This window comes from Macrococcoides caseolyticum (assembly GCF_002902665.1).
Taxonomy (GTDB): domain Bacteria; phylum Bacillota; class Bacilli; order Staphylococcales; family Staphylococcaceae; genus Macrococcoides; species Macrococcoides caseolyticum.
Genome location: NZ_PPRM01000062.1, coordinates 25792 through 51838, shown reverse-complemented (window position 1 = coordinate 51838; position 26047 = coordinate 25792). Strand labels below are relative to the sequence as shown.

The following is a 26047-nucleotide window of genomic DNA, read 5'->3' as shown; positions in this document are numbered from 1 at the left end:
ATGTCCCTCCATATAATAAAAAAAAGTCTCTTTGCGTACGCAAAGAGACTTAAGTGTCTGTTATCACTTAAACCCTTTGCTGGTCTCTCGTACCAATTTAAAAGGATTACTTAATATATACTTGTGTTTTGTCGTCAACTTCATCCAGCATCACAACAATTTCTTCACTTAATGCTGTTGGAATATTCTTACCGATAAAGTCTGCACGAATCGGAAGTTCACGATGCCCTCTATCAATTAACGTAGCTAAGCTGATACGTTTTGGACGTACATGATCGAGTATCGCATCAAGCGAGGCACGTACTGTTCTCCCTGTGTAGAGCACATCATCAACGATGACGACATGTCTATTATTCATATCTGTATCAATCTTATATGCAACGACATCCTGTGAGACACGATCTGTGACATCATCACGATATTGTGTTACATCTAATACACCTGTAGGCACAGTAATTCCGTCAATCTTCTCGATCTTAGACTGAATGCGTTGTGCCAGATAAATACCACGCGTTCTAATACCGAGTAATACAAGGTCATGTGCACCTTTATTATTCTCTAATATTTCATGTGCGATTCGTGTCAACGTGCGGTCAATTGCCTTGTCATCAAGAATAATACGCTTATCCATAGTGTCCCTCCTAAAAAACCTCACGTCAAATAGACGTGAGGTTTTCTCGACGCCTTATAAGTCTCTCTGGACTTATTTAAAAGCTTAACGTGATTGATTTAGATTAATATTAACACTCTGAAATATTTTGTCAATCGAAAAAGTAAAATTACATACTATTTTCTTAACTTTGTCAGCAGTTCTTCAAAGTATGCTGGAAGCGGTGCACTGCGTTCAATATATTCTCCAGTAACAGGATGTTCAAAACCTAATACCCCTGCATGTAACGCTTGTCCTCCGATATCCATCGTCTTCTTCGGACCATATTTCGGGTCTCCGACAAGTGGGAAACCGATATGCTTCATATGTACACGAATCTGATGTGTACGACCTGTCTCCAGCACACATTCCACAAGTGTATACTTATCAAATGTCTCGAGGACATTAAAATGTGTCACTGCGTGTTTACCATTGTCAACAATAGCCATTTCCTGACGATCTTTCTGATTACGGCCAATCGGCGCATCAATTGTACCAAATTCATGCGGAATCACGCCATGAACCAATGCTGTATATTTACGCGTGACAGATTTATCCACAAGCTGATCGACTAGACCACGATGTGCGATATCATTCTTGGCAATCATCAATAGTCCTGAAGTATCCTTATCGATACGATGTACGATACCTGGACGAATCTCACCATTGATACCTGACAAATCAGTAATAGCATACATTAAACCATTCACCAACGTTCCATCTGGATGTCCTGGTGCAGGATGTACCACCATACCTTTTGGTTTATAGACAATAGCAACGTCCTTATCTTCATAATAGATTTCCAGACCTAAGTCTTGTGCTACGAGATCAATCTCTTCTACTGGTTTCTCAGTTACTGAAATTTCATCATTTAAACGCAGCTTATAATTCGATTTAATGACTTTGCCGTTCACTAAAACGAGCTCATTTTTAATCCAGTCCTGAATCTGACTGCGTGACCAATCTGGATTTGCATCCGCAAGAAATTTGTCAATACGTATGCCTGTTTCTTCTTCGTTTATTTCAAAATTAAATGTTTCCATGTGATTTCTCCTCTTTTTGGTTAAATAAAAGCTCATAAAGTAAAATAAATACGCCGATTGTCAGACAACTATCTGCAACATTAAATATCGGAAAGTCATAGTTAATAATCTTCGTATCGATAAAATCAACAACATTCCCTCTAAATAATCTGTCGATAAAGTTTCCGATTGCACCTGCAAAAATAAGCATTAATCCACACTGCATCAGTAGGTTATCTGCTGCTTCCTTATAATAAAAATAGATGAGTGCAATGAGTACGATGATAGTAATAATATAGAAGAAGATCATCTGATTTTGAAGCATTCCCCATGCAGCTCCGTAATTACGATGAGAAGTTATTTGTAATACCTCACCGATTACAGATATGCTTTCTCCGATATTCATTGTCTTTACAATAATATATTTTGAAATTTGATCCATCAATATTAATATGGCTGTGTATAAAGTCATTGGCATAATGCGATATTTACGATTCATGTCCTCACTCCAATCTTTGTTATTTTAACACATAAACGTCGTTTCGTCTTCAAACTTATTGGTTTACATAATATTTTTATTTAATTTTAAAACACTAAAAAAAACCAGGAGATCCTGGTTTTAATATTATTTAGATTCAAGTACCGATAAACATCTTGGACACACATGTGGGTGTGCGTGGCTTTCTTCTGTAAGTACTGTAGCATAATTCCAGCAGCGTTCACATTTCTCACCTTCAGCATGCTTTACAAGTACGTTACTCAAGTTATAATCTGTTCCTTGCGGTTCATCAACAACTTCTGCATAAGATGTGATGAAGAGTTGATGCAGATTATCGAATGATTTGAGCAATGCCTGGTCCTCTTCGTTTTTCGCCTGAATATATACAGCCGCTTCAAGTGATTTACCGATTACTTTGTCGTTACGTGTTTCTTCGATTGCTTTTAATACATCATCGCGAATCTCTAGGAAATGATTCCATTTACCGATCAACGCTGTGTCTACAGACTGTACTTCTGGCATATCTGCTAAATGTACGCTTTCTTCAGCCACATGTGGCGTATGGCTCCAGATTTCATCAGCAGTATGCGGAATAATTGGTGCTAATACTTTCGTTAATGATGTTAATACTTCATAGACAACCGTCTGCATACTACGACGGACATGACTATCCTGTGCTTCGATATAAAGGATATCTTTACCATAATCCAGGTAGAAGTTACTTAATTCAACGTTGATAAAGTTCTGTAACTCTTGATACATAAATAAGTAATCGTTATTATCATAATGTTTATGTGCATTATTAACGAATGTATATAATTTATTTAACATAAACTGATCGATCTCTACAAGTTCTGCATAAGGAACGGCATCCGTTGCTGGATTGAAATCATTAACATTTCCTAACAGGAACTTAAATGTATTACGAATCTTACGATATACTTCAGAGACTTGCTTTAAGATATCATCAGAAATACGAACGTCTGCTAAATAATCTACTGACATTACCCATAGGCGGATAATATCTGCCCCCATCTGTTTGACAACTTTCTCTGGTAATACTGTATTCCCTAATGATTTACTCATCTTACGTCCTTGTCCATCCATTACGAAACCGTGCGATAATAACTTCTTATAAGGAGACTTACCACGTGTAGCAACTGCTGTTGTGATCGATGAGTTGAACCATCCACGATACTGATCACTTCCTTCGAAGTACAGATCAGCTGGGAATGATAATTCCGGACGCGCTTCCAATACACCACGGTGAGATGAACCTGAATCAAACCAAACGTCCATGATATCTTTTTCTTTTGTAAATACTCCGTTCGGACTACCAGGATGTGTATATCCTTCTGGTAATAAATCTGTCGCTTCTCTTTCGTACCAGACGTTCGTCCCGTGCTTTTCAACAAGCGTCGCAACGTGTTCAATTACCGCTTTATCCATGATGATGTCACCATTTTCGGCATAGAATACTGGAAGTGGTACGCCCCATACACGCTGACGCGAAATCACCCAGTCGCCACGGTCACGAATCATATTGTAAATGCGTGTCTTACCCCATTCTACTTTAAATTCTGTTTCTTCGATTGCATCCAGAATATCTTGACGCACTTTATTAATCGATGCAAACCATTGAGGTGTGGCACGGAAGATAACAGGTTTCTTCGTTCTCCAGTCATGTGGATATGAATGCTTGAAGAAGTCAAGTTTTAATAGATGACCTGACGCTTCCAGCTTCTCAGTGATCACTTTATTTGCTTTGTCATAGTACATCCCTTCAAATTCACCAGCTTCACTTGTGTAAACGCCTTTACCATCCACAGGTGAGATCACATCTAACTCATATTTCTGACCGACGATAAAGTCATCTTCCCCGTGTCCTGGCGCAGTGTGTACACATCCTGTACCAGCGTCTGTTGTAACGTGATCTCCTAAGATGATTAAAGACTCACGATCGATAAATGGATGACGTGCTTTAACAAATTCTAAGTCAGCACCCTTGAATGTCTTCTCAATCTGAACACCTTCTTTATCCCAGCCAACTGCATCACAAACATTATCTAATAAAGCCTGTGCTACGATATATGATGTATCGTTTACACGTACTTGTACATAGTCTAAATCTTTGTTTAACGCAATCGCAACGTTCGCAGGTAATGTCCAAGGCGTTGTTGTCCAGATAACAAATTTCACGTCATCATCCACTAATCCTTTACCGTCTAACACATCAAATGCAACATAGATTGAAGGAGATACTTTATCTTGATATTCAATCTCTGCTTCAGCTAATGAAGATTCGCTTGAAGGTGACCAATAGACAGGTTTTTTACCTTTATAGATATATCCTTTAGCAGCCATGTCACCGAACAGACGAATCTGCTCAGCTTCAAATTTTTCCTGCAATGTAATGTATGGATTCTCCCAGTCACCATTAACACCTAGTCGTTTAAAATCGGCCTTTTGTAATTCAATTTGTTCTAAGGCATATGCGCGACATAGTTCGCGGAACTCCGCTTCAGACATTGATTTGCGGTCCACTCCTTTTTTCGTCAGTGCCGTTTCAATTGGAAGACCATGCGTATCCCAGCCAGGTACATAAGGCGCATAGTACCCATTCATAGCTTTATAACGCATAATCATGTCTTTAATAATTTTATTTAATGCATGTCCCATATGAATCTGTCCATTTGCGTATGGAGGACCGTCATGAAGAATATAAGGCGTTCTACCTTCGTTCTTCTTTAATATTTTTTCATAGAGCTTCTTTTCATCCCACTGCGCCTGAATTTGAGGTTCTTTGTTCGGTAAACCACCACGCATCGGAAAATCTGTCTTCGGCATTAATAATGTGTCTTTATAATCCATAGTTCTTCTCCTTTAAAAAAAAACGAGTCTATAATCATTAATCAGGACGACAATTGCCGCGGTACCACCTGGATTAACTCTTATAGAGCTCGCTTTGTGTTTAGTATAATTTTTTTGAGTAGACTGATCTGATCAAAGATGGTATGCCAAGGCTCACACTATCCCTCGTTCGCTTTCATAACAGTACTTCAATCCGGTTCTACATATTTGTTATTCCTAATATTAACATGAAACATTAAAAAACGTAAGTCCTAGTTTTCAGAACTTTCATTTTTATCTACTGATCCGCCACCTTGATTTACAGCTGGATCTATTTGAGGGGCAGCATCTTCTTGTAAAGGACGTGTATCCAGTTCATAGTTAAGCAGATAATCCCAGTCTTCAGTTTTAAGAAGGTCTAGCTGCGCTTCAACTAACAGCTGGAAACGTGATCTGAAAATCTTAGACTGGCGCTTCATATCTTCTGTCTGATAAGCAATTTCACGCGCTTTTTGCATGGCATCATTCACGATTAGATCTGCATGACTTTTTGCATCCTTAATGATGACATCCGCCTGCATACCTGCAGCTGCCTTAATTTCATCGCCTGCACGTTGTGCGACCAGGATAGCATCAGAAATTGTATTCTCTACATTCTTAAAACGATTGATATTCTCGTCTTTATCAGCAATCAGCTGTTCCAGCATCTTCTTTTCGCGACGTAACGTTTCAAGTTCATTGCTTAATTCTTCCAGATAGTTACGGACTTCATTTTCATTCAGGCCTTTATGTACTACGTTGAACTGTTTTAACTTAATTTCTTCTGGACTATATTTCATTGTCTCACCTCGTACTATTGATTAAATAATGTTTTATATGTAATTCTGTTTTTATTCTTTTTTGTTAAATCTCCTATTTCAGTGAGCTGTGCACGACCATAGCCTTTAATTGAGAGTGTATCCCCAGACGCAATAACGAAGCTTACTTTATCTATTATAACATGATTTACCTTAATATGACCTGCTTCGATATGCTTTTGCGCTATCGCTCTTGATTTACGCATCATTTCAGCAACAACCACATCGAGCCTTAAGCTAGAAACTGTGGCATGATGTGATTGATATGTTTCAATGGCCTCATTCAATGTATCTGCATCTATAGCAATGAGTTTCACAGTCGATCCTTTAAGTTTTGTCAGATGCTGTACTAGATAATCATTTAAATGAGAAGCAATTACAATCTGTAATTCATCACCTGTAATAATATCGCCGAGATACTCACGTTTAAATCCAAGTTGCATGAGTGCACCAAGAACATTGCGATGGGTTAACGTTACAAACTTCTGTGCATATTTAACTTTAAAGGCACTGACCTCGAAATCTTCTTGCTGTACTTCATAGTATTCTGGATAAATGAGTGCACGGACACGCTCTCTTTCGCCACTTCCACCATAAAAAGCTACGTTTAGATCCGTTCTGTTGACCAGCGTCGTTAAAATAAACTGCTGTCTTGGATCTAAAAAGTGCGTGAGGATTGGTGCGTACTGACTTTCTGCCTGTGCGACCAGGTCTTCCAATACTTTAACAGTTTCAATTTCTTCATATCTGAAATGCTGATAAATACTCATAAATTTCCTTCCCCAAACATAATTTACCGGTCATAATAGTTTATAAGTAACAAAGCTATCATAACCGGTACGACTTATGCCAAACTGTTTAATATGATGGTGAATATCGCTGCGATGCCTTTCATGAAAAAGCGCAAAACAATCAATGCCGCTATTGACGAAATATCAAACATACCTAGTGGCGGAATCACTCTTCTAAAGGGTTCTAGTATCGGCTCATATACCTTACTCATCATGCGACCAATCTTTGATTCTCTTGCTCCTGGCAGCCATGACATAAAGAAGTAGATGATCATACCCCAGTAAAATATTTCTAAAAATAGCATTAAAAATTTAAATAGATTATAAGCAATCATATATGTACTCATTCATTCTCCTCTTCCGGTGCTTCCAGCATTTCTGTAATCGTACCTGCTACTTCAACATTGTCAGGTGTACACAAAAAGATATCCTGACCGATACGCTGTATATCTCCACCAATAGCATACACCGTACCACTTAGGAAATCGATAATACGCTTTGCTGATATTTTATCGATACGCTGGAGGTTTACGAGCGTTGCACGTCTATTCTTTAATTCATCTGCAATATCTTGAGTATCAGAAAATACGCGTGGTTCAAATAAACACACTTTCGAGCTTACATTCACTATATCATCATGCATATTGACAACATTCGCTTTCGTCACTTTTTCTTCATTCACTTTCATCTTAGGTTTCGATTGTTTTTGGAAACTTTCTGTACGTACAACCTTTTTTTCAGGAACATAAGTTTCTTTGACAACCTTTTTTTGCGCAGGTTCTCTTACTTTGTCACTTTGTTCCTCTACATAAACTTCTTCATCTTCATATGCAAAGAATCCTTTAAATACATCTTTAAAAGCCATTATATCCTCCTAACCGACGAGCTTCGTACCGATACGAATAAACGTCGCACCTTCTTCTACTGCAATTTGATAATCATTACTCATGCCCATCGATAATTCTGTACATGGTGCATAAGATAGGTGTGCATTCTGAACCTCTAGCTGCAGCTGCTTCATCGTCTTAAAATATCTTCTTAGTTCTGATTCATCTGCAGCTGCTGGCGCCATCGTCATTAAACCAACCACTTCAATTTGACTATAAGATGCTAAGCCATGAATAAAGTCCATCACTTCATCTCTCTTAATTCCGTGTTTACTCTGTTCATCGCTAACATTTACCTGTACAAAACATTTGATCGTCTTTTCAGCACGTTTGTCAATTTCCTTTGCAAGAGACAATCGGTCAAGTGAATGCAGATAATCCACCTGATTGATGACCTCCTTAACTTTACGTGATTGCAATGTGCCTATAAAGTGCATCGTCGCATCCCCTAAAGCTTCACGTTTTTCAAGGAAGCCTTCAATTCTATTCTCGCCAAGATGACAGATACCTGCTTCCATCGCCTCTTTTGCTCGGTCTATTGTAACATATTTTGTCACTGCAATAATAGTCGGAACTTTGTGATCAGCAGATTTCTGAAGTGCACTTTCAATTTCCTGTTTAATTATGTCAAGATTCTTTCTGACTTCCATTGTTATCCCTCTTTCCGATATAAGCTAACATCCTGCCGGTATTACCTGCTTCTTTTCGATATGAGAAGAAATCCTCATTTCCTGTTGAGGTACAGCGCTGTGAGACATGGATATGCGAAGCGGCAATACCAGCATGCTGCGCGATACGTCTATTGATTTCTTTCAGCTCTATTTCATACATATCACCATTCGGTTTAAAGCAGTCTTCCAGCTGGAGATTCAGTGACATAAACTTTGCTCTGATGTCATCATTAACGACATATGCCTTGCCACTGATTGAAGGTCCGATCACACAATGCAGATGTGTCTTATCACCTTTATATACATTAATGAGCTTTTCGGTGATCATTCCTACAGTACCACGCCAACCCGCATGTCCAAGCGCGATAAAGTTATCGGTCGCACTATAGATATAGATGGGTACACAATCTGCAAAACACATGGTCAATAATACTTCTCTATCATATGTATAGAGGCCATCCACATCGTCCAGGGCAGTGGTCAATTCAGTAATATTTATCCCTCTGTCTTCTAATGAAACTTCTTTAATATGATTTCCATGCTTTTGAATTGGAAATACCCACTTTGAAGTATCAAAATTGATTTCTTGAGCAACACGCTGTTGATTGCGAGATACATTTTCTGGTGCATCTTCTATATATCTTGCCATATTCAAAGAAAACTCTGGATAGTCACTGACACCACCATTGCGACCTGTAATACCAATTATATGTTCATCATCCTTATAGTTAAACGTAACAGCTTTTCTTTTAAATATATCCATAACGACCCCCAATATTGAAAAAGGAGTGGAACATGAGAATGGTCCACTCCTAATATTAAAGCCTTCATTATCTTCTTGATCGACGTGTTCTTGAACCACGATCACGGATAAAGCTTGGTACATCTAGTCCTTCATCACTTGATTGACGCTCTCTTGCTTCCTGCACCGGTGTTTCATTGCGTACTTCACGCTCAGGAGCTGGTGCTGAATGACCAAATGAGCTTGCAGGAGATACCGAACGTGTCGGTTTGTCATTGAATCCTGTTGCAATCACTGTTACAACGATTTCATCTTGCAATTCTGGATTGATCACCGTACCGAAAATCATATTTACATCTTCGTCAGCTGCATCCTGAACGATGTCTGCTGCTTCTTGTGCTTCGAATAACGTTAATGATTCTCCACCAGTAATATTCATTAGAACCCCTTGTGCACCAACGATTGATGTTTCAAGCAATGGAGAAGAAATCGCCTTTTTAGCTGCTTCGATTGCACGGTTTTCACCGCTTGATACACCGATACCCATCAGTGCTGAACCTTGGTTGCTCATGATTGTTTTAACGTCTGCGAAATCTAGGTTTACTTCCCCAGATACTGCGATTAAATCAGAGATACCTTGTACCCCTTGACGTAATACGTTATCCGCTTCTTTAAATGCTTCCATCATTGGCGTTGACTTATCAACAATATCTAATAGACGATCATTTGGGATAACGATTAACGTGTCAACTGCCGCTTTCATGGCTTCAACACCTGCAGCAGCCTGTGTCTGACGTTTACGACCTTCAAATGAGAATGGACGTGTCACAACACCAACGGTTAATGCTCCCATCTCTTTTGCAATCTTAGCAACAACGGGTGCAGCACCAGTTCCTGTTCCGCCACCCATCCCGGCAGTAACGAATACCATATCCGCACCTTGGATTGCATCTTCGATTTGTTCACGTGATTCTTCTGCTGCTTTCTTACCGATTTCAGGGTTAGCGCCTGCGCCAAGACCACGTGTTAACTTTTCACCAATTTGAATCTTTGATTCAGCTTTAGATAAGTTTAAAGCCTGGCCATCCGTATTAATCGCAATAAATTCTACGTTGTTCATACCGTGATCGATCATTCGGTTGACGGCATTGTTACCGCCTCCTCCAACACCGATAACTTTTAAAGTTGCTAAGTGATTAAAGCCTTGTTCAAATTCTAACATTGTTTTTCCTCCTAATATTTTAAATGGCCATTTTAATCAAATAATGATTTCATTATCTTTTTCATCATACTTGGTTTTTCTTCATCATTGTCAAGCGCATCTTGACGACTTTCTGCTGGTACAGCGTTCGTTTCTTCTTTAGAAGTATAGACACGCGTTTCAACATTGTCTTTCTTACGTTTGAATAATCCATCTAATGCGCTTTTCTTCGGTTCAGCTTCAACTGCTTGTTCTTCTGTTTCAGAAGGCACATCATGATTATTAATTGTAACATAATCTAATAATTCATCAAATACTATACCGCTATTGATCGTCGAGATTGCTGAAGTAAATTCAGGCTTTCTAATGCCCATCTGTTGTGGAATATGAATTCTTACCTTCTCGCTTACCATATCGGAAAGTAATTCCTTGATTCCGAGCATATTACTCGTTCCGCCTGTAAGTACAAAGCCACCGTTAATTTTATTTAATCCCATTTCCTGCAGTAATTCAAATACTTCAAGAAAGATTTCTTCTGTTGTACCTTCAATAATATCGCTCAGATCTTTCTGGCTGAAGCTCACGGGCGATTCGGCATCAATCTGTGTAACGTTAAATACATCTTGTTCGCTCGCCAGGTCATAGAACGCATGTCCATATTGTTCTTTAACTTTTTCAGCTTCATCAAATGTAATATTCAGTTCTTCAGAGATATCTTCAGTAATATCACTACCTGCAATCTTAATATGATCTGCATCAAATAATGTACCGCGTTCATAATAAGCCACCTGCGTCAGCTGGTCACCAATATCGATGACACAAGTGCCGAGTTCGATTTCGGTCGGTGACAGGATGTGCTGATAGTTATAAGCGTCCGAATAGACATCCAGAACATGCACGCCACTGCTTTCGACGCATTTTAAGATATTGATAAGTACACTACGCTCGATTGTGATAACGCCTGCATCTACTGCCAGGCTTTGTGTCGCAACCATTTCTTTTGGATCCGTTACTTCATGCAGATCATCAACTTTAAACATCTTCGGATAGACACCGATAATCTCGATATCTTTTGAAGCATTCTTAGCACGAATGCCATCCAGAACATCTTCAATATGTTCACCTGTTATTTCAGTTGAAGCACCTTCAAATTTAATCTCATGCACTACATCATGAATTTCAGAATAAATAATCGGCATCTTTAAGAATACATCCTGAATTTCAATTCCTGAAGCAATCTGTGCCTTTTTAACTGTATCTTTAATCGCATGCTGTGCGACATCAAAATCATCAATCATTCCATTTTTAATACCTGTAGTAAAGGTCTGGCCTGTACCTATCACATTAATGCCATTGTGAAACTTTTCCCCTACCACTACTTTTACACTCGATGAACCGATATCAATTGATACGTAATAATGTTCTTCCATCGATAGGCACCTCCTAAAAACATTTTATTCAGTCATACACTATTCTTATTATAGTCGTTATTTTAAAAACTATAAACTGTTTTATGAATATTAGACTCTTTTTTTTGAAAATTGATACTTTAGCTGTTCTTTTTGACCTGATTTAACTCTTTCTTCAGTTTTTCTACAGATTTTTCAAGTTCAGCTTTATCTTTTTCAGAGCGTTCTTCCATCGCTGCTTCTAATTCAATTCTTCTTTCCTCGGCTTGCTTCGATTCATAAGGGATAAATACCGCTCCTATCTCAAGATCGATAATTCCTGGTTTCAGTATTCGACCGTTACTATCTTTTTTGAGTTTGCTTGCCATTGCCGGGAAGTAATTCAGTTTGTTATCGATGGTACGCATATCACCGATAACTTCCAGTCCATTTTTCATATAGAATTGGACGCGGTTAGAAGCTTCTACTTTCGGTATGAAGTTAATCTCTGAAATTTGATTGATAATTGCTGTATCAGAGGCACGTAAAACTTTAACAAGCTGATTCAGTGCTTTACTGCTAAAGTTATTTATAAGGGGTACTTCTGATGGTTCAGCGTAATTATGCTTATGCAGAATCTGTCCATTTTCTAGCGCAGGATGGTAGTGCTCACCATCCTTAACGACACCAAGCACATCATATTCTTCTACATTGATACTGACCGTATTCGGAAAATGACGTCTGACAGTAACTGATTTTACCCCATCAAGATATTCAATGTTTGACACAATTTGTTTTGTATCCAGACTGTAGATGCGCATATTGGATTGAATACCTGATTTCTCTTTGATTGTCTTTGTACTGTTAATTGATGTATCATTAACTGATATTTTCTTTACATAGCTGATGCTCGTAAACATATAGATAAGAATCAATGACACGATCGCAACGATGCTTAAGAAGATAAATAGCTGCAGTCTCTGACGTTTCTTTCTGCGCATTCTTCTTTGTTCATCAAAACGTGGTGTATGAATAATTTTATCCTCCATCATATCACCTCTAAATTAATTTGACCTGACTGATAAAGTGTTCTCCTCTTACTTCGTACGTTGGATATTGATCCCAGCTGGCACACGCTGGACTGAGTAGCACTACCTCACCGCGCTCAACATATGATGCAGTTTTAAGCACTGCATCTGTCACATCTTTGCATATCGTATAAGGGATATGATGTTGTGCTGCAAAAGCTGTAAGTTTTTCAGTTGTTTCTCCAAAGATATACATGTGCTTTACATGATCAATATGTGTGTCTAATTCTTCAAACCCATTCCCTCTATCTAGTCCTCCTGCTAGCCAATGCGTCGGTTGATGAAATGAATCTAACGCAAAGCTTGTTGCTAATGTATTGGTCGCTTTAGAATCATTGTAATATTTCACACCATCTATCTCAGTTACAAACTGCAGGCGATGTTTAATGCCTTCAAACGTCTTTAATGTATCACAAATATGAATGTTATCTATGCCCGCAAGTTTTGCAGCAGCAATACTAGCCAGCACATTTTCAAGGTTATGTACGCCCGGCAGAACGATGTCTTTCACATCAATGATAAATTCATCATAGAAATAAACTTTATTTTGATCTATGTATGCCCCCTCTACTTTTTCATCGGTAGAGAAATATACGACTTTAGACTTTATATTATAGTTCTGCAACAATGTACGCTGCTTATCATTGAATATAAGGTAATCTTCGCTAGTCTGATTTTTAGTAATTTGCATCTTTGCATCAATATAGTTTTGCTGGTTACCATGATAATCCAGATGAGCAGAATAAATATTTGTAATGAGCGCAATATGCGGTCTGAATTCTTGAATTCCCATCAGCTGGAACGATGATAATTCCATAACAAGTGTATCATGAGCACCTGCATTCTGTGCAACTTTCGAAGCTACAAAACCGATGTTTCCACATAATAACCCTGCATGTTCATGCGCTTTAAACATATCTCCAATGAGGGATGTAACAGTCGTCTTACCATTTGTACCCGTAATACCGAGAATCGAGCTTTCAGTAATTTCATAAGCTAGTTCTACTTCAGTAATAATAGGGATATTCATTGTTTGTGCCTGTTCTATTAACGATAAAGTGTAAGGAATACCCGGATTCTTGACGATGAGTGTCGTATGTTCAAGCAATGAAAGGGGATGATGACCTCCGATAATAGTAATCCCCATCTCTGTCAGTTCGCGATATTGCTCTGTCTGCGATACATCCTTACCATCATTGACAGTAACTTGTGCCCCAAGACGATACAGCAGTTTCGCTGTTTCATAACCACTTTTTCCAAGCCCGAGAACAAGCACCTTTTTCCCTTGATACTTTTGTATGTGTTTCATCTAATTCACTCCTAAATAAATTCCGATGAGTCCAGTTAATATACCGACAATCCAGAACACGGTTACAATCTTCCATTCACTCCAGCCCACCATCTCAAAGTGATGGTGGAGCGGACTCATCTTGAAGATTCTTTTACCCGTAAGCTTGAACGATGTGACCTGCATCATCACCGACAATGTCTCAACAACAAATACAAACCCTATGAAAATCAATGTCAATTCCTGATTCAGCATAATCGATACTGTCGCGATAACGCCACCAAGTGCCAATGACCCTGTATCTCCCATAAACAGTTTCGCCTTGTTCTTATTATAGAGCAGGAATCCGCATAGACTCCCGATTAAGATTGCTGAGAAATAAGCCATTGCTGTAGCACCTTGCACCATTGCAAGATAAAAATAACAGCTGAATGCAATAATTGATAATCCTGTTGCCAGTCCGTCAAGACCATCCGTTAAATTGACTGCATTTGAGAAACCTACTTGCCAGAAGATGATGAAGATAACATAGAATATAGATAATGGGATTCCAATATCCGTAAACGGAATATTAATTTCGTTGCTAAGTGATAGTAATCCAAGGACATTACTTACGACATAGAAAAGAATTGCAATAACAATCTGGAATAGAAATTTCTGTTTCGATGTCAGGCCTTGATTGTTCTTTTTTACAACGATAATATAATCATCGACAAATCCGATAAGTCCAAACCCTACTGTTACGAGTATCAATAGTATCAATGGTCCATTGTCTTCAACGAAGAAGCAGGCGATCGCACTCAATAAGATTGTACTGATTAAAAACGTCAGCCCTCCCATCGTCGGTGTGCCACTCTTAACCATATGGCTTTTCGGTCCTTCTTCACGAATCGACTGACCAAACTTCATTCTTTTTAATAAAGGGATAAACAAAGGGACAAGTATTGCGGTAAGTATAAATGCAATGACTCCAAAATAAATTTCATTCATAATTTTCACATATCAGAATTACTGATTTCCTTTCTTTTAATTCGAATTTTTTTGTTTTTCATCTTTTATCTGTTCTTTTAACACTTCTTTTTCCTGTTGCAGCTGCGCTTTAATAACATCATTGTAGACTGGAGATTGTTTTAGCGGGTCTAATGAATCAAGTTCAACTGTCAGCTTATCACCTTGCTTTATTGGATTATTTACATCAATAGACTGATTGATGGCGTAACCGTTACCTTTGAACTGTATCTCTATTCCGGTCAATGTGCTGAACATCAGGAGATCACGCTTACTCCATCCAGTAATATCCGGCATCACTTTTGCCCCTTCAGTCAGAATAAATACTTTGTCATCAGCTAATAACTTCGTTCCTTTAGCAGGCAACTGGTTCGTCACGGTACGGCCGTTTCCAATTCGAACAGGTTTAAGCGAAGCATTTTCAATCTCAGTAGATGCCTTATCATCCTTGCTTCCGATGACATCCGGTGTATTAAATATAAGCTTTGCATTATCCTTGTCAGGTGATCCTACATTCAAATATTTTAATGTGTTTTCCATAAGGGGTGTATACCCTTTTGAAACCCCTTGTGCATATGCTTCAGCATCATTCTTCTGTGCGAGACTCATACCGTAGTAGATGATAACTTCAGGGTCTTTGGCTGGTGCATACCCCATAAAGCTGACCATATATGGATTAGCCCCTTGGACGTAGCCGCCTTTTTCCGTATCCGGCACTTGTGCTGTACCAGTCTTACCAGCAACTTTATAATCCTTTAGACCATAGTTAATCGCATGCATCTCCTTACCATTTACAACATCGTAGAGCTGCTGCATCGTTTTTTGTGCTGTCGATTTTGAAATCGGTTGTCCAGTAATATCTTTCTTACCTGTATAAATATTATTATTATCCTGACTCTTAATGGACTTCACAAAGTAGGGCTTCAGCATCTTACCTTCATTGACGATTGCACTCTCAGCCTGTAACATCTGAGCCGGAGTTACGGTTGTAGACTGTCCGAATGAGCTTACTTTTTGACTCAGTTCATCATCCCACGAAATATGTCCGCTAGCTTCTGAATCAAAGAGTGATTGCGTCGATCTGCCAAAACCAAACTTTTCATAATATGTCTTCATCTTGTCGATGCCTACCTTATCTTGCAGTTTCATCATCAGCACATTCGACGACAATTGGAACCCTTTGCTCATCGTGATTGTTCCCCACCCAACGTCATTCCAGTCAGAAATCGTTATGCCGTCTATTTCTCGCTCACCTGATTCATACTTTGCTTTTGGGTCATATTGATTTTCTTCAATTGCTGCTGCAAGACCGAATGTCTTAAAAGTAGAACCTGGCTCATATGTATTCTGGTACAGATCGTTCGCCCATTTTTCTCCGAAGCCTTCTCTTGTCTGAGGATTAAACGTTGGTCGTTGACTACTTCCTAATATTTCTCCTGTCTTTGCATCCATCACGACAGCAAAGATGTCTTTCGGTTTATAGCGTTTGACCATCATATCGAGCGAGTCTTCCACAAAGATCTGAATGTTCTTATCAATTGTCAGCGTAACATCATCCCCATCCTGTGCCGGCACGACATTGCCTGACTTAGGCAGTACATAGTTCCATATATCCTGTTTAAAGGTCGTTTTACCTGGTTTTCCCGATAGATAAGAATCGAATATCTTCTCACTACCAAGCATTCCGGTCATCACATTTGTATCTCCATTTTTTTCTGCAAAACCAATTAAATGAGAAGCGAAATTCCCATTTGGATAAAATCTTTTCTTCTCAGAGAAGAATGTGAGTCCAGGCATCTTCAAGTTCTGTATCTTCTGTTTCTGCTCAAACGTCAAGTCTTTACCCGCCTTACCGAATTCGACCTGAAATGCTTTCTTATTGCTCAGCACTTTATAAATATCCTTTTCATCCATATCAATGATGTCAGCTAAAGCTTTAGCTGTCTTCTTCTTATTAACGACATGTCTCGGTTTTTTACTCCCTTCCGAAAATCGTTTATCGAGGATGGCGACGAGTTTATAGGATTCAATATCCTCTGCAAGTACTTGTCCATTGCGATCTAGAATCTTACCACGTTCAGGCTGATTGACAATATTCCGAACATATTTCTCGCTCGCACGCATTTCAAGATCCTGGCCACTAGACTTTCCTGTAAGCATGATCATGCCATATTTAAAAATCAATGAAAAAAAGAGCAGTCCGAATAACATGATCAAGAGGACTGCTCCTATTTTGTTTTTCTTAAGTTTTAGTTTACTTCGTGACATCTTTTTGCACTACCTTTACGTTATCATTTTTCAAGCTTAATCCGTATGATTTCGCTTTACTATAGACACGTTCGTATGAAGACTGTTTCATCACTTCAGAATTTAGTTCTCCATTGACACTTTGCTGGTGTACAATCTTTCCTTCGATTGCTGCAATTTGAGTGTTCATCTGATACGCATCGTATTTCAAAGATAGCATATAGATGCTTACAAACGCAATCAATGACACTAATGTTAAATAAATTAATTTTTCAAGCTTTGAAAGGGAAACAACATGTGTTTTTGGAACAGATTTAACTTTAACTTGTTCATTGACCTGATTGTAATAGTTCGGATTGATATACTCTACTGCCATGTTGTCACCTCTTTATTTTAAAATTTCTACGACTCTAAGCTTTGCACTTCTCGCTCTATTATTATGTTCGAGCTCTTCATTTGAGGATGTAATTGGTTTTCTAGTGATTTTCTTTAGTTTCGGCTGGTATTCAGGGGGAACGACCGGTAATCCACGAGGGATATCTGGTCCTTTACTGTATTCCTGAAAGACCTGTTTACATAAACGGTCTTCTAAGGAATGGAATGTTATCACTGAAATTCTGCCACCCGGCTTAACACTATCAATTGCTTGCTCTATCGATGATTCAAAGGCACCTAATTCATCATTGACAGCAATTCTTATCGCCTGGAAGACACGCTTAGCGGGATGTCCTCCTGTTCTTCTTGCGGGTGCCGGAATTGCTGCTTTAATAATTTCAACTAGTTCAGTCGTTGTTTCGATTGGCTGTACCTCACGTTCAGCTTCAATCTTTCTTGCAATTTGTTTAGAAAATTTCTCTTCACCATAACGGAAAAATATAGAAACAAGCTTTTCGTATGGCCACGTATTGACCACTTCATAAGCTGATAGTGTCTGTGTCTGGTCCATGCGCATATCAAGCTTAGCTTCTTGATGATAGCTGAAACCACGTTCTCCTACATCCAGCTGTGGACTTGATACTCCTAGATCATATAAAATCCCGTCAACCTTCTGAATATCAAGATGTGCAAGGATATCAGAAAGATTACGAAAATTATCCTTAACAAACGTTACCTTATCCAGATAATCTTTTAGTATGATGTGCGCGTTATCAATCGCAGTCTGATCCTGATCAATCGATATGAGGTGCCCTTCCTGCAACTGCTTCACAAGATATAGACTGTGTCCTGCTCCACCTAACGTACAGTCGACGTATATCCCATTTGGATCAATATTCAGCTGATCGACCGTTTCTTCTAATAATACTGTTACATGATGGAACATAGAATCCTCCTAAAAATCAAAATCAATTAATTCTTCTGCAATTGTTTCAAATTCTTCTTCTGTCTCTTCGTAGAAATCAGACCATAACTTGCGATCCCAAATTTCTATCCGACTAGATACACCGATAACTGTAGCTTCCTTAGATAGACCCGCATATTCCATCAGATGTTTCGGAATATTGATACGTCCTTGCTTATCCATCTCGACTTCTACCGCACCGGAGAAGAATATACGCATAAATTTTCTAGCATCTCTTCTTGTGAGTGGTAATGCTTTTAGTTTTTCTTCAATAGCTGCCCACTCGGTTAATGTATATCCAAAGAGACATTTGTCAAGGCCACGTGTAATCACGAAATGTTCAGTTAATTCTTCGCGAAATTTAGCAGGCACAATCATTCGGCCTTTCGCGTCAAGCTGATGCTGGAATTCACCCATAAACATTTCGATTCACCTCGCCTTAAATATAATTTACCACACCCCCCCACTTTCCTCCACTATTTATGCAAATTTTTTTATAATTAATTGTTTGAAATAAAAAAAGCCTGTTACATTGTTGAAATCAATGTAACAGGCTTTGTCTTATTCATTTGTTTTAATTATTAAATGATTAAACTGATATGTTTCAAACGTATCGATAACATCAGAGAACACGTCCAGGCCATAACGGTTCAATAATTGTGCGGGGTGCATGATACGCTCTTGCAGCCCTCCAGGTGTCAGCTCATTGCGCAGCTTATTGAAATGCTTCATCTCAGTATTATGTCTGCGTTTAATCTGCTTGCGATATGTCTCTAGAAAATAGTTGAACTGCCTATGATGATGTTCAAGATTCTTTCGCGCCAGTTCTGTTAGCTCTGCATCATTATCTAGCTGATGAATCGCTTTAAAAGAGACATCCAGCTGCTGCTGCATGGCTTTAATCTCTTGTTCAACCAAATAATTTTCTTTTGACTTCAAGAAGTTTTGCTCAAAATATTCTATACCTTCCTCAAACAGTCCTTCTATTGTTATATCATAACGCGTCATAATCTTTAACAGTTCCGGAGTAATATACGTAATACGCATACGTGGTACAACAACCGGCATGTTAATATCCGCAAGTTCGAATACTTGTGTCAGTTCTCCCCAATATTTAATCTCTGAAGGTCCACCGATAAAAGCGAGCGTATTAAAAACAAGTTCCTGCATCAGCGGTCTTGTCACGACATTGTTTGAGAATATTTCTGGTGACGTGGCAATCATCTGCAAGATTTCTTCTTTATCAAATGAGACCTCTGACTTTGGTAACACATACTTACCCGCTTCATACTTCAGTAACTGACGGATACCATCATACTGCATGAACAAATGAACATTCGTATCCGTGACAATCTGACGTTCCCCTATAGCTTCAGCAAGTTTGTCCTGACCCTCACGGAAAGCACGGTCAATCTCAAGATGGTGTTCAAACTGCCAAGTTAACAGTTCTCGCTCTAACTGTCTCAATTGACTGTAATGACTATCAATAAACACAACACCATAAGCCTTAAATAGCTCGTGTACAATCCTATGAAAGTGTTCTGTCCAGTTATCTGCAAGCTGAGAGAGCATTGCAAAAAGCGGTTTCGTATGTTCAGTTTCATCCAGTAATGAAATCAGCTTGTTTAAGGCTGCATTGAAGGCCTCTGTTTCCATCTGAACGTTACTGACAGAGTCCGTTACCTCTTGTTTCGGATAATATTTCACGCGATGAATAACGCTTTCGTTATCGTAAATATTTGCGTGATTCACTTCATCAAAATCATGATCCTCTCCTGCAATCCAGAATACCGGTACGATATGCTTTCCAAGTCGCTTTGACTGTTCATTCGCCATAACAATAATAGAGATAATCTTATGTATCGTATACATCGGGCTGACAAAGAGTCCCGCTTGCTGTCCACCGATAACGACTTGATGTCCTTCTCTTATTGCTGCAATGTTTGCGCGCTGCGCATGCGAGATGTCATCACCCATATATTGTGCAATGACATCGCTCAGTTCTTGTTCCCTACCATTAGGACGTACGCCACTTCTAGCCTCTAACCCCGTCTCGTTTACTGCATAATGATAGAATGCATCCAAATCTGTATGTATATATCGATCAATAAACGATCCTGATGACTCTTCTAAAAATTTATAATGTTCCACTATCTACACCTCGCATATAATCACTACTTAGTATAATGATTATCATCTTAAAAAACAATTTAACGGCTTATAAATATGCAACCTCAGTCAGCGATGACACAATAAAAGAGACCGGAACGCGTTTCCGGCCTCTTACAATCACTCTTATTTAGATACTACTTCTTTACCATTGTATGAACCACATGATGGACATACGCGGTGAGATAACTTCATTTCTCCGCATGATGGACATTCAACCATACCAGGCACTGATAATTTGAAGTGTGTACGACGTTTTCTTTTCGCTGTTTTAGATGTTCTTCTAAATGGAACTGCCATTGTTTTTGCCTCCTATCACTTATTGTTCAGACATACTGTCTTTTAAAGCTTGAAGTTTCGCTAACCTAGGATCAACCTTAGGTAATTCCTCTTCTAATTGACTTTCATCAATAACTTCCCAACCGTTACCTTTCGTTAATGTCAGATCAACATCATCCTTTACCACACGTGCAGGTTTGTTGAGTACGACTAACTCCTGGATAACAGGTTTAAGGTCAATCACACCATTCTCTAATGGATGTCTGTTATCTTCATAGTCAACTTCAAATTCACTATCATCAAAATACTCAATCGATTGGATATCGAACGGAACAATTACATCTTCAAGTGACCTTGCACACGTCATTACATAATGACCCGTAAGATGTAAGTCAGCGATAACTTCATTAGACTTCGGCGTCAGCTTACCTTCAACATGTATTAGAGATAAATCGACTAAGTCCAGACTTTTGATTAATTCATTTAAGTTGATTTCTGAATCAACTGACAAAGCATTATCACGATGCTTTCTTAATTCAGTTAATGACCATTTCATATGGTTTCACCTCTTACAAACACAAAATTTATTCTACACTTTATATATGTACTTTGTCAAGATATTTTCTTAACAGATAAATCTGTTACAATGTCATTATAAACGCTGAAAAGGAGAAATACTAGTGAAGGCAGTAGCAATCATCGCAGAATATAACCCATTTCATAACGGACATCTATTTCATATCAATAAAATAAAAGCAGCATTTCCTGAGCATGTTATCATCGCAATTATGAGCGGACAATTTACGCAGCGCGGCGAACCGGCATTTGTCAGCAAATTTCAGCGTGCACAGATGGCCATCCATCATTGCGATCTCGTCGTTGAATTACCGCAGTTCTATGCCATGAGCTATGCAGATGATTTCGCCTATGGCGGCGTATCAGTAGCACACATGTTACATGCTGATATATTATCATTCGGAAGTGAAAGCAATGACCTACAAGCGCTCACTCATGAAGCGATGCGCCTTGATAATACAGAGCCGACACGCAGAGATATCGGATACGCAGAACTCATGTCAAACGGCCTAAAGAGTAACGACATCCTTGCAGCACAATATATAAGGCAGGGCGCACACAAAGGACTCTCGTTCTTTCCCGTACAAAGAGTCAGCAATGCTTATCTTGATGAATCATTAACCGGAGAAATTTCAAGTGCGACTGCAATCCGTAAAGCCTATTATAACGCAGCACACTTCCAGCATGCACTACCTCAGTCATCATTACAATATATTGCACATCCCTTAAATAAAGACGTGCTCTTTCAGCTGTTAAAATATCGCATCGTTTCCAGTGACTTAAGTACACTGCGCACAATATACACGATGTATGAAGGTCTGGAATATCGCATCAAGAAATATATTCATGAGGCTCAAAGCTACGACCACCTTATAGAACGCTTAAGTACTAAGCGTTATACGAAAGCACGGATTCGAAGACTGCTCACCTATATCCTGCTCAATGTATCAGAATCAAGGCCTCAGATTGAAGCAATCCGTGTACTTGCTATGAATGAACAAGGAAGACATTATCTTAAACAGGCAAAGACTTTCTGTCCTGTCCCAGTTTTCACGAATATTAACAAGCAGAATGCCCATTACTTCTCACTGGAAGTTAAAGCTACTGATGTATACAACATACTGACGGATCAGTCACAGACGGAATTCAATACTCCAGTAATCTACAGAAGACCTTAAATTAAGGCCTTCTGTTTATTTCTGCATATTTTTGCTTTAAAGCAAGTTCAACATTCGGAGGTACGATACTTGAAACGTCGCCACCATACTTTGCAACATCTTTTGTCATACTCGATGAAATAAATGAATACTGATTATTCGTCATCATATATAATGTTTCAAGGTCATCATCAAGCTTCTTATTCATACTTGTCAGCTGCATCTCATATTCAAAGTCACTCACTGCACGTAGGCCACGCACGATCTGTTTTGCACCTACTTTGTTACAGTAGTCCACAAGGAGTCCTTGAAAATACTCGACTTCAACATTCGGAATATCTTTAACCGCTTCACTAATCATTTCGATACGTTCTTCAATCGTAAAGAACCCTTGTTTACTTGCATTGTTCAGCACTGATACATGAACTACATCAAAGAGAACCGCACTGCGCTTGATGATATCAAGATGACCTAAAGTAATCGGATCGAAACTGCCAGGTATAACTGCTATATTCTTCATTCTATCCCTCTTAATAAGATTAGTTTTGTAATGCCATAATTATCATGCTTCAGCACTTCATAATCTAACGTATCGATTGTTTCGTGCTTTTCACATTCTATCATAATTAAGCCACCTGGTTTAAGTAACTTGTTTGTGCGAATGAACGGCAGTGCGTCATCAATAATCCCTTTATCATATGGAGGATCTAAGAAGATGATATCGAACTGTATCTCTCGCTTAACAAGCGCCTTGAGCGCACGTTTATAATCGTTCTTATAGACTTCAACCTGTTCATCAAGATGTGAAACATTCTTCTTGATGACCTGGATGGCCTGGAAGCTGCCATCTACAAATACAACATGCGTTAGTCCCCTACTTATCCCTTCTATTCCAAGGGCCCCACTGCCAGCAAACAAATCAAGTCCGCTCCCTTCCAATGGGCCAATAATATTGAACATCGTCTCTTTTATTTTGTCTGTCGTCGGACGACTTGTGACACCTTTTAACGCTTCTAGAGGAAAGCGTTTATATTTACCCCCGATAACTCTCATAATACTCCCCCATATTCCATAAAAAATTTAGTATACTTAATTTATCACCTAAAAAAGGAGTCAAACGATGAAACAGACATTTATACCACTAGGAACAGGATTAAGCGACCTGTTCGAGTTTGAACAGCTGATGAAATATAATCACGAACGTGTTCACTGTCTATTATTTCTGCATACGACACTCGAAGCAGAGCCGAAGACATCCTGTATACTGATTATGCATCCAGCACAGGATAAGTTTCAGGCGATGTACAGCATATTTGAATGTATCAAATATCCATATCATGGTCAAAGCAAGAAATATGATATGCTCAAGAGCTGGGCACATCAGTACAACATTGACATAGTAGAGCATGAGATAAAAAGTAAACAGCACTTTTATGAAGATGAACTCTACTATCAATATTTAACAGGTGTATTACGTCTGCAACGTATTATTCCACCGATGTATTAGAATAATCCTTCTTCAGTAATTTGTATGACGAACTTACGACGTTTGTAACGAACTTGAGTTTTTCAAGCTGTTCAAGCGTCCATTCTAGTTTATCGTTATTAATGTACATCGATAACCATTTTTCACTACGATTAATATGCACGATATGTCCGAATTTGCGAAGCTGTCTTTCGTGTTTCGGACTCTTTATATAAATTATGAGTTGTGTTCTCTCAACGATGGACATCATCATATTCCTCTCTTTCATTTCTTTAATAGTACCATGTGTTCTGTTAAAATTAAATTATCAAAATGATTCGGAGGTCAAACAGTTGAATAAATATATGAAACTACTTGCTATAGGTGGCGCTTTCTACACCATCAGTACGGTACTTATCAGCAGAAGAAAAGCGCCGGCAGCCAAAACTGTCAAACCGTACTTTAAAGGTCGCGCACCTTATATATTTGCACATCGTGGTGGGCTGCAGTTACGTCCTGAACATACAATGCTCGCCTTTAGGCACGCCCAGACACTTGATGTAGATGGCTTTGAGATTGATATTCGCCTAACGCGTGATAATGAGGTCGTTGTGCTGCATGACGCCACGGTTGACCGCGTGAGTAATGGATCAGGACCTGTATATGATCACACATTAGCAGAGTTACAGATGCTTGACTTTGGCTATCGATTTACAGATATTAACGGTGAGCATCCATTTCGTGCCCATCCTGATGCAAAGATCGTAACATTATCAGACCTTATCCGCACATTCCCGGATATTCGTATTAACATCGATATTAAAGATGGACCAAAAACAGCTGCTGGCAAACGAATCATCGATGCATTATATGCAGTCATTGACGATGCTCAAGCTTTCAACCAAGTATTAATCACTAGTTTCTATGATGAGCAGATCAGACGCTTCCGTAACCGAAGCGATAAAGAGGTTGCGTACGGTGCCGGAGAAAAAGAAGTCGCACGTACTTTCCTGCTTTATAGTACCAACTATAAAAATATGGCGCATGTACAGGCGGACACGTTTCAGATTCCTGCACATTTTTATGGCATTTCATTGGCACAACCTCGGTTTATACAATTTCTGCAATCTCAAAATGTCGCCCCCGGCTATTGGGTGATCAATAGCATCGATCAGATGAAGCAGTTGTTAGATGCCGGTGCACATACAATCGTCACCGACCGACCAGACATTGCGATGAGACTTAAACGAAATAGCAGTAACTAATATGATAATAAATAACATCGTGCGTATGCACGATGTTATTTATTTTCTTATAAGCTCATAAATCAACATATTTTTATATGCAGTTTCCTGTGTCACCGTCAATATAGTATTTTGTAACAATGTCTCAAGATTCAACTTTGTATGTAAAATACCTTTACGCTGAAACAGGATGATACACCCCTTTTTCTTTGTCACACGCTGCAATTCATGGATGAGTGCCTCATGTTCATAGAAGCTGTCAAAAGGCTGATTGATAATCACCTTATGAAACTTACGTTCTTTAAAGGGAAGATGCGCATCAGAAATATCATAGTTGAAATGCGGATAAAGATGCATGGCATACTGGAGTTGACGTACAGATTGATCGAGTATATATCCTTTGATATTCACCGTTCTATCGATATCACTAACCCACTTTCCACCATGACAACCGATACATAGCACCTTATCATGATAGTTAAAATGAATATATTTAAGTACATAGGTACTCATCCACTGTGTGTAGAGCAAATCTGTACTTCGACTACGATAAAGCATTTCATCCGGCCGATTCAAAAATGCCTTCTTTCTTATCCATTTTTGAATCAACTTATCCTCATTCATATATCC

At 38.8% G+C, this 26047-nt stretch carries 29 protein-coding genes; 3 read left to right on the top strand and 26 right to left on the bottom strand.

Annotated elements, in window-relative coordinates:
• Positions 1–106: 106 nt before the first annotated feature.
• The 22 genes from pyrR to CD152_RS09095 form a co-directional block, all read right to left on the bottom strand.
• On the bottom strand, positions 107–631 hold the full coding sequence (pyrR, locus tag CD152_RS09200) for a bifunctional pyr operon transcriptional regulator/uracil phosphoribosyltransferase PyrR (protein ID WP_099483236.1): 525 nt from the start codon (positions 629–631) through the stop codon (positions 107–109).
• A 155-nt stretch (positions 632–786) separates the two neighbouring features.
• A complete protein-coding gene (locus CD152_RS09195) occupies positions 787–1692 on the bottom strand; it encodes an RluA family pseudouridine synthase (protein WP_101044308.1) in 906 nt (301 codons plus the stop codon).
• Positions 1679–2170 (bottom strand): signal peptidase II, encoded by a 492-nt coding sequence (gene lspA, locus CD152_RS09190; RefSeq protein ID WP_012656673.1) that lies wholly within the window; start codon positions 2168–2170, stop codon positions 1679–1681. Before lspA ends, CD152_RS09195 begins: the two co-directional genes overlap by 14 nt.
• A gap of 126 nt (positions 2171–2296) precedes the next feature.
• Positions 2297–5041 carry an isoleucine--tRNA ligase gene (ileS, locus tag CD152_RS09185; RefSeq protein ID WP_101140539.1) on the bottom strand — a complete coding sequence of 915 codons (2745 nt, stop codon included), beginning with the start codon at positions 5039–5041 and terminating at the stop codon, positions 2297–2299.
• A gap of 251 nt (positions 5042–5292) precedes the next feature.
• Positions 5293–5859, bottom strand: a complete 567-nt coding sequence (locus CD152_RS09180; protein ID WP_101035009.1) for a DivIVA domain-containing protein — start codon at positions 5857–5859, stop codon at positions 5293–5295.
• A 14-nt stretch (positions 5860–5873) separates the two neighbouring features.
• Positions 5874–6647: a YlmH family RNA-binding protein gene (locus CD152_RS09175; protein WP_101143201.1), complete on the bottom strand. Its 774-nt coding sequence runs from the start codon at positions 6645–6647 to the stop codon at positions 5874–5876.
• A gap of 74 nt (positions 6648–6721) precedes the next feature.
• On the bottom strand, positions 6722–7015 hold the full coding sequence (locus tag CD152_RS09170) for a YggT family protein (protein ID WP_101140537.1): 294 nt from the start codon (positions 7013–7015) through the stop codon (positions 6722–6724).
• Positions 7012–7533, bottom strand: a complete 522-nt coding sequence (locus CD152_RS09165) for a cell division protein SepF (protein ID WP_012656669.1) — start codon at positions 7531–7533, stop codon at positions 7012–7014. The genes CD152_RS09170 and CD152_RS09165 overlap by 4 nt, the downstream gene beginning before the upstream one ends.
• A 9-nt stretch (positions 7534–7542) precedes the next feature.
• Entirely contained in the window at positions 7543–8205 is a 663-nt protein-coding gene (locus CD152_RS09160) for a YggS family pyridoxal phosphate-dependent enzyme (RefSeq protein WP_101041691.1), read from the bottom strand.
• Positions 8183–8989, bottom strand: a complete 807-nt coding sequence (gene pgeF / locus CD152_RS09155; RefSeq protein WP_101140536.1) for a peptidoglycan editing factor PgeF — start codon at positions 8987–8989, stop codon at positions 8183–8185. The genes CD152_RS09160 and pgeF overlap by 23 nt, the downstream gene beginning before the upstream one ends.
• A 67-nt stretch (positions 8990–9056) precedes the next feature.
• Entirely contained in the window at positions 9057–10190 is a 1134-nt protein-coding gene (ftsZ, locus tag CD152_RS09150; RefSeq protein ID WP_101140535.1) for a cell division protein FtsZ, read from the bottom strand.
• 32 nt (positions 10191–10222) lie between these two features.
• A complete protein-coding gene (gene ftsA, locus CD152_RS09145) occupies positions 10223–11599 on the bottom strand; it encodes a cell division protein FtsA (protein WP_101035011.1) in 1377 nt (458 codons plus the stop codon).
• 119 nt (positions 11600–11718) lie between these two features.
• Positions 11719–12606: a cell division protein FtsQ/DivIB gene (locus CD152_RS09140; protein WP_165980788.1), complete on the bottom strand. Its 888-nt coding sequence runs from the start codon at positions 12604–12606 to the stop codon at positions 11719–11721.
• Between the two features lie 10 nt (positions 12607–12616).
• A complete protein-coding gene (gene murD / locus CD152_RS09135) occupies positions 12617–13954 on the bottom strand; it encodes a UDP-N-acetylmuramoyl-L-alanine--D-glutamate ligase (protein WP_101140533.1) in 1338 nt (445 codons plus the stop codon).
• Entirely contained in the window at positions 13955–14923 is a 969-nt protein-coding gene (gene mraY, locus CD152_RS09130; protein WP_101041690.1) for a phospho-N-acetylmuramoyl-pentapeptide-transferase, read from the bottom strand.
• A 36-nt stretch (positions 14924–14959) separates the two neighbouring features.
• Positions 14960–17209, bottom strand: a complete 2250-nt coding sequence (locus CD152_RS09125) for a penicillin-binding protein (protein WP_101140532.1) — start codon at positions 17207–17209, stop codon at positions 14960–14962.
• A complete protein-coding gene (gene ftsL, locus CD152_RS09120) occupies positions 17196–17564 on the bottom strand; it encodes a cell division protein FtsL (protein ID WP_101140531.1) in 369 nt (122 codons plus the stop codon). The genes CD152_RS09125 and ftsL overlap by 14 nt, the downstream gene beginning before the upstream one ends.
• 12 nt (positions 17565–17576) lie before the next feature.
• A complete protein-coding gene (gene rsmH, locus CD152_RS09115; RefSeq protein ID WP_101140530.1) occupies positions 17577–18509 on the bottom strand; it encodes a 16S rRNA (cytosine(1402)-N(4))-methyltransferase RsmH in 933 nt (310 codons plus the stop codon).
• 9 nt (positions 18510–18518) lie between these two features.
• Positions 18519–18950 (bottom strand): division/cell wall cluster transcriptional repressor MraZ, encoded by a 432-nt coding sequence (mraZ, locus tag CD152_RS09110; protein WP_101140529.1) that lies wholly within the window; start codon positions 18948–18950, stop codon positions 18519–18521.
• A gap of 138 nt (positions 18951–19088) precedes the next feature.
• Positions 19089–20678: a bacillithiol biosynthesis cysteine-adding enzyme BshC gene (gene bshC / locus CD152_RS09105; RefSeq protein WP_157820940.1), complete on the bottom strand. Its 1590-nt coding sequence runs from the start codon at positions 20676–20678 to the stop codon at positions 19089–19091.
• A gap of 144 nt (positions 20679–20822) precedes the next feature.
• Positions 20823–20996 (bottom strand): 50S ribosomal protein L32, encoded by a 174-nt coding sequence (rpmF, locus tag CD152_RS09100; protein WP_041635879.1) that lies wholly within the window; start codon positions 20994–20996, stop codon positions 20823–20825.
• A gap of 19 nt (positions 20997–21015) precedes the next feature.
• On the bottom strand, positions 21016–21531 hold the full coding sequence (locus CD152_RS09095; RefSeq protein WP_012656656.1) for a YceD family protein: 516 nt from the start codon (positions 21529–21531) through the stop codon (positions 21016–21018).
• 124 nt (positions 21532–21655) lie between these two features.
• Here CD152_RS09095 and CD152_RS09090 point away from each other — a divergent pair, with 124 nt between their 5' ends.
• Positions 21656–22729 (top strand): tRNA(Met) cytidine acetate ligase, encoded by a 1074-nt coding sequence (locus CD152_RS09090; RefSeq protein ID WP_157820942.1) that lies wholly within the window; start codon positions 21656–21658, stop codon positions 22727–22729.
• Between the two features lies 1 nt (position 22730).
• Here the strand turns inward: CD152_RS09090 and coaD are convergent, their stop codons facing one another.
• Positions 22731–23228: a pantetheine-phosphate adenylyltransferase gene (gene coaD / locus CD152_RS09085; protein WP_101140526.1), complete on the bottom strand. Its 498-nt coding sequence runs from the start codon at positions 23226–23228 to the stop codon at positions 22731–22733.
• A complete protein-coding gene (rsmD, locus tag CD152_RS09080) occupies positions 23225–23761 on the bottom strand; it encodes a 16S rRNA (guanine(966)-N(2))-methyltransferase RsmD (RefSeq protein WP_101140525.1) in 537 nt (178 codons plus the stop codon). Before rsmD ends, coaD begins: the two co-directional genes overlap by 4 nt.
• Before the next feature lie 67 nt (positions 23762–23828).
• Here rsmD and CD152_RS09075 point away from each other — a divergent pair, with 67 nt between their 5' ends.
• Positions 23829–24215 carry a DUF7147 family protein gene (locus CD152_RS09075; protein WP_101140524.1) on the top strand — a complete coding sequence of 129 codons (387 nt, stop codon included), beginning with the start codon at positions 23829–23831 and terminating at the stop codon, positions 24213–24215.
• Here the strand turns inward: CD152_RS09075 and CD152_RS09070 are convergent.
• Entirely contained in the window at positions 24196–24447 is a 252-nt protein-coding gene (locus CD152_RS09070) for a DUF2129 domain-containing protein (protein ID WP_413474399.1), read from the bottom strand. The two genes, CD152_RS09075 and CD152_RS09070, sit on opposite strands and share 20 nt — an antisense overlap.
• Before the next feature lie 79 nt (positions 24448–24526).
• Here CD152_RS09070 and CD152_RS09065 point away from each other — a divergent pair, with 79 nt between their 5' ends.
• Positions 24527–25438: a glycerophosphodiester phosphodiesterase gene (locus CD152_RS09065; RefSeq protein WP_103214674.1), complete on the top strand. Its 912-nt coding sequence runs from the start codon at positions 24527–24529 to the stop codon at positions 25436–25438.
• Positions 25439–25477: 39 nt separating this feature from the next.
• On the opposite strand, the gene CD152_RS09060 is transcribed toward CD152_RS09065, so the two are convergent.
• Complete coding sequence (locus CD152_RS09060) at positions 25478–26041, bottom strand: class I SAM-dependent methyltransferase (protein WP_101140522.1); 564 nt, start codon at positions 26039–26041, stop codon at positions 25478–25480.
• Positions 26042–26047 lie beyond the last annotated feature (6 nt).

Bases quoted from the DNA above. Each gene is read 5' to 3' on its own strand.
- ftsL (WP_101140531.1), bottom strand. From the start codon at position 17,564: ATGGCAGTAGAGTATATCAATCCGAACTATTACAATCAGGTCAATGAA.
- ftsZ (WP_101140535.1), bottom strand. From the start codon at position 10,190: ATGTTAGAATTTGAACAAGGCTTTAATCACTTAGCAACTTTAAAAGTT.
- pgeF (WP_101140536.1), bottom strand. From the start codon at position 8,989: ATGGATATATTTAAAAGAAAAGCTGTTACGTTTAACTATAAGGATGAT.
- CD152_RS09180 (WP_101035009.1), bottom strand. From the start codon at position 5,859: ATGAAATATAGTCCAGAAGAAATTAAGTTAAAACAGTTCAACGTAGTA.
- CD152_RS09140 (WP_165980788.1), bottom strand. From the start codon at position 12,606: ATGGAGGATAAAATTATTCATACACCACGTTTTGATGAACAAAGAAGA.
- CD152_RS09060 (WP_101140522.1), bottom strand. From the start codon at position 26,041: ATGAATGAGGATAAGTTGATTCAAAAATGGATAAGAAAGAAGGCATTT.
- CD152_RS09160 (WP_101041691.1), bottom strand. From the start codon at position 8,205: ATGGAAGTCAGAAAGAATCTTGACATAATTAAACAGGAAATTGAAAGT.
- mraZ (WP_101140529.1), bottom strand. From the start codon at position 18,950: ATGTTTATGGGTGAATTCCAGCATCAGCTTGACGCGAAAGGCCGAATG.
- rpmF (WP_041635879.1), bottom strand. From the start codon at position 20,996: ATGGCAGTTCCATTTAGAAGAACATCTAAAACAGCGAAAAGAAAACGT.
- CD152_RS09070 (WP_413474399.1), bottom strand. From the start codon at position 24,447: ATGATGATGTCCATCGTTGAGAGAACACAACTCATAATTTATATAAAG.
- ftsA (WP_101035011.1), bottom strand. From the start codon at position 11,599: ATGGAAGAACATTATTACGTATCAATTGATATCGGTTCATCGAGTGTA.
- rsmH (WP_101140530.1), bottom strand. From the start codon at position 18,509: ATGTTCCATCATGTAACAGTATTATTAGAAGAAACGGTCGATCAGCTG.
- lspA (WP_012656673.1), bottom strand. From the start codon at position 2,170: ATGAATCGTAAATATCGCATTATGCCAATGACTTTATACACAGCCATA.
- CD152_RS09195 (WP_101044308.1), bottom strand. From the start codon at position 1,692: ATGGAAACATTTAATTTTGAAATAAACGAAGAAGAAACAGGCATACGT.
- CD152_RS09075 (WP_101140524.1), top strand. From the start codon at position 23,829: ATGAAACAGACATTTATACCACTAGGAACAGGATTAAGCGACCTGTTC.
- CD152_RS09175 (WP_101143201.1), bottom strand. From the start codon at position 6,647: ATGAGTATTTATCAGCATTTCAGATATGAAGAAATTGAAACTGTTAAA.
- murD (WP_101140533.1), bottom strand. From the start codon at position 13,954: ATGAAACACATACAAAAGTATCAAGGGAAAAAGGTGCTTGTTCTCGGG.
- pyrR (WP_099483236.1), bottom strand. From the start codon at position 631: ATGGATAAGCGTATTATTCTTGATGACAAGGCAATTGACCGCACGTTG.
- CD152_RS09170 (WP_101140537.1), bottom strand. From the start codon at position 7,015: ATGAGTACATATATGATTGCTTATAATCTATTTAAATTTTTAATGCTA.
- ileS (WP_101140539.1), bottom strand. From the start codon at position 5,041: ATGGATTATAAAGACACATTATTAATGCCGAAGACAGATTTTCCGATG.
- rsmD (WP_101140525.1), bottom strand. From the start codon at position 23,761: ATGAGAGTTATCGGGGGTAAATATAAACGCTTTCCTCTAGAAGCGTTA.
- coaD (WP_101140526.1), bottom strand. From the start codon at position 23,228: ATGAAGAATATAGCAGTTATACCTGGCAGTTTCGATCCGATTACTTTA.
- CD152_RS09125 (WP_101140532.1), bottom strand. From the start codon at position 17,209: ATGTCACGAAGTAAACTAAAACTTAAGAAAAACAAAATAGGAGCAGTC.
- mraY (WP_101041690.1), bottom strand. From the start codon at position 14,923: ATGAATGAAATTTATTTTGGAGTCATTGCATTTATACTTACCGCAATA.
- CD152_RS09095 (WP_012656656.1), bottom strand. From the start codon at position 21,531: ATGAAATGGTCATTAACTGAATTAAGAAAGCATCGTGATAATGCTTTG.
- CD152_RS09165 (WP_012656669.1), bottom strand. From the start codon at position 7,533: ATGGCTTTTAAAGATGTATTTAAAGGATTCTTTGCATATGAAGATGAA.